This window comes from Phocaeicola sp. ICN-14070 (genome assembly GCF_037892625.1).
Lineage (GTDB): Bacteria > Bacteroidota > Bacteroidia > Bacteroidales > Bacteroidaceae > Phocaeicola > Phocaeicola plebeius.
The window spans coordinates 1-2464 of the sequence record NZ_JBBKBF010000138.1; the positions used below are offsets into that span (position 1 = coordinate 1).

The following is a 2464-nucleotide window of genomic DNA, read 5'->3' on the forward strand; positions in this document are numbered from 1 at the left end:
TGTAAAGCTTAATGGTTAGATAATCAGACGAAAATAAAAAATAGCTGAGATTCCGTAATCTGCTAAATGGGTAATTTATCCTCATCGTAATGTGGAGATTTTGTACAATTCTACAAAGTTAAAACAAACGTAAATAGTTGATAAATAAATGTTTATGATTCCTATATAAAAAGAGGTATATATAAAATCAATCAGATTATTTTAGTTAAATAAGAAATTGCCTGAAAACCTTTTTCTCTTTTCTTTGTTATAAATATACAGAAAAAAATCACTATCTTTTTAATTAATAATCTATGAACATAATCAAATTTGTGTCCGTAGCTTTGTGGAGCATGTGTATGCTTTTTCTAAGCTGCAAGAAGGAGAATCCATCTTTGAATGAAACTCCTGCAACTGTAGAAATTTTCGTATGCAATTCAAAAGGGAAGCCTTTGGAAAATAAAACAGTTGGTTTATACGATGAGAATCGTTATAAAGATTTTCAGAAAGATCATACCGTAAAGCCATTGGCCGAGGTCATTACCAATCAAAAAGGAATAGCTCATTTTGTGTTGGAAAGTCGTCCATGGTTTGTGAAAGGAACATCTGCTGAACTAATGTTTGTGGTGCAGGAATTGCAGGATGCCTCAAATTATAGATGGTGGAGTAGAGGAGGAACAGTTACGCTTGGGAAAGCGCATTCCTTTAAAATAGAAGTCGTTCATCAAGATGGTGCAGAGGGAGATGGAACAATGGAAGAAAAACCCGGTGAAGATGCCGGTGAGAATGTAGAATCTCCTTTTGTGATAGAAAATGGAATATTAACCGGTATAAAAGATCCTTCTTTAACTCAGGTTGTACTCCCGGCAGAAGTGAAAACCATCGCTTCTGGGGCTTTCAGAGACTCTCATATCGAATCTTTAGTGCTTAATGAGGGATTGTTATAGAGCTTCAAGCTTTCTCAGGAAGCCAGAAATTGGCTTCTGTCGCGTTTCCCGCTTCTTTAAAGGAGATAGGTGGACATGCGTTTGAAGATTGTGTGGCTTTGACAGAAGTTGACCTGTCCAAAACGGCTCTGCAGGAAATCAGTTCCGATGCTTTTCGTGTATTTATAACCATAGAACAACCAAAACTAATCAGAAATATCCGAGTGTAAATCTTTAATTACCAGCATATTCTAAAATTTAACACTTTTCGGTTGCCATTTGTCGCTTCCCAAATTTCCACATATTTTTGAGACGTATTTCTGACGTGGAGAATTTGCGGGGCTTGTTTTTTGTCACACCGTGCAGACAGTTGACAAGGGTTTACAACCGTTTACGACAAGCGACAATAACCGCCCCGATATGCGGAAACAGTCACACTGTGTAGAAAAGCGACAATGGTTGACTTCCGTTCACATCCGTTTACCATTTCAGAGATATAGGATTGAAGAAATGAACCATTAAACGATAAAACGGAACAACGTGAAATATCCGTGAATACCTCCACGATACATCATTTTGAAATAGTTTTCGATAATCCCGATTTTTCACGGTTATTTGTTCCTTTCAGCCATGACACGCTCCACATCTGAGCGCAAAAGCAGGTTTTTCACACCCACCTTTATCTTTTCGATGTGCTTCACCTTGACGATATGGCAGATGTTGGCTGACGAAAGACCATAGATTTGCTGCACCTGCTCAACGGTATAGTAGCGTTCATCGTTCACAAGGTCAGTTCTGCGGAGTTCGTTCAAATGTGATTTGGAGTAATAGGTACGCCCGTACTCTCTTTTAGTGGGTATCTTATGGCGATAGGTGTAGGCACGGAGTGCGGTCGGCTTCATGCCGAACAGTTCCTCCACCTCCTCGGTCAGTAGCCAGTCGGTAATTTCGCTAATATCAACTGCCACACCGAAAAACTCGTCAATATGCTTCTTGCTGTAATAGTTCTTTCCTGCGATACGGCAGATGGGGATATGGTTACGCTTGGCTGAAGTGTAAAGCCATGACTGCTTTACCTTAAAAAGGGACATCACCTCCTCGCCCGAATAGAAGTCCAACACTTCTTCGCTTTCCTTTTCCCTTTTTTCTCTTTTGGCAGGTAAGGAAGATGAAGATGATTTCCTTGGTGTGGAGGTGTTGCCGGGCAGGATGCGGTGATAGGGATTGCCCTCCAACATCTGCTCGATGTCGGCTCTGCGGATGAATGCCATGCGGTTGCTGATGCGTGAGGCTTTCAGCTTGCCGATGGCTACAAGTTTGTAAATGTACTGTCGGGAACAGCCCATGAGGATGGCTGCTTTGGAAAAGGTGAGATACTCCTGATGCTGTATCTCCATCAAGGGTTGGGCGACTTTGAAGAGGTTGTTCTTCTGCATCACTCTGGCTCGTTTGGCTTCTGCCTGACAAGCCTCACTGCAATATCTTTGCATACCGCTTCGGGTTACAAAGGACTTGCCGCAAAAACTGCATTTTCTGGTTGCTTTCATACCGTTTTATCG

At 41.3% G+C, this 2464-nt stretch carries 3 protein-coding genes; 2 read left to right on the top strand and 1 reads right to left on the bottom strand.

Annotation, left to right across the window (positions count from 1 at the left end):
* The first annotated feature begins 431 nt into the window (after positions 1-431).
* Positions 432-926, top strand: coding sequence for a hypothetical protein (locus WKT20_RS17885; protein ID WP_278612505.1), 495 nt, complete (start codon positions 432-434; stop codon positions 924-926).
* 29 nt (positions 927-955) lie between these two features.
* On the top strand, positions 956-1135 hold the full coding sequence (locus WKT20_RS18355) for a leucine-rich repeat protein (protein WP_181979116.1): 180 nt from the start codon (positions 956-958) through the stop codon (positions 1133-1135).
* A gap of 381 nt (positions 1136-1516) precedes the next feature.
* Here WKT20_RS18355 and tnpA read toward each other — a convergent pair whose 3' ends face one another.
* Positions 1517-2452, bottom strand: coding sequence for a transposon Tn4555 protein TnpA (gene tnpA, locus WKT20_RS17890; protein ID WP_004292844.1), 936 nt, complete (start codon positions 2450-2452; stop codon positions 1517-1519).
* Positions 2453-2464 lie beyond the last annotated feature (12 nt).

What these genes read in the sequence shown, in the direction of transcription:
- tnpA (WP_004292844.1), bottom strand. Translation starts at nt 2,452, where the DNA reads ATGAAAGCAACCAGAAAATGCAGTTTTTGCGGCAAGTCCTTTGTAACC.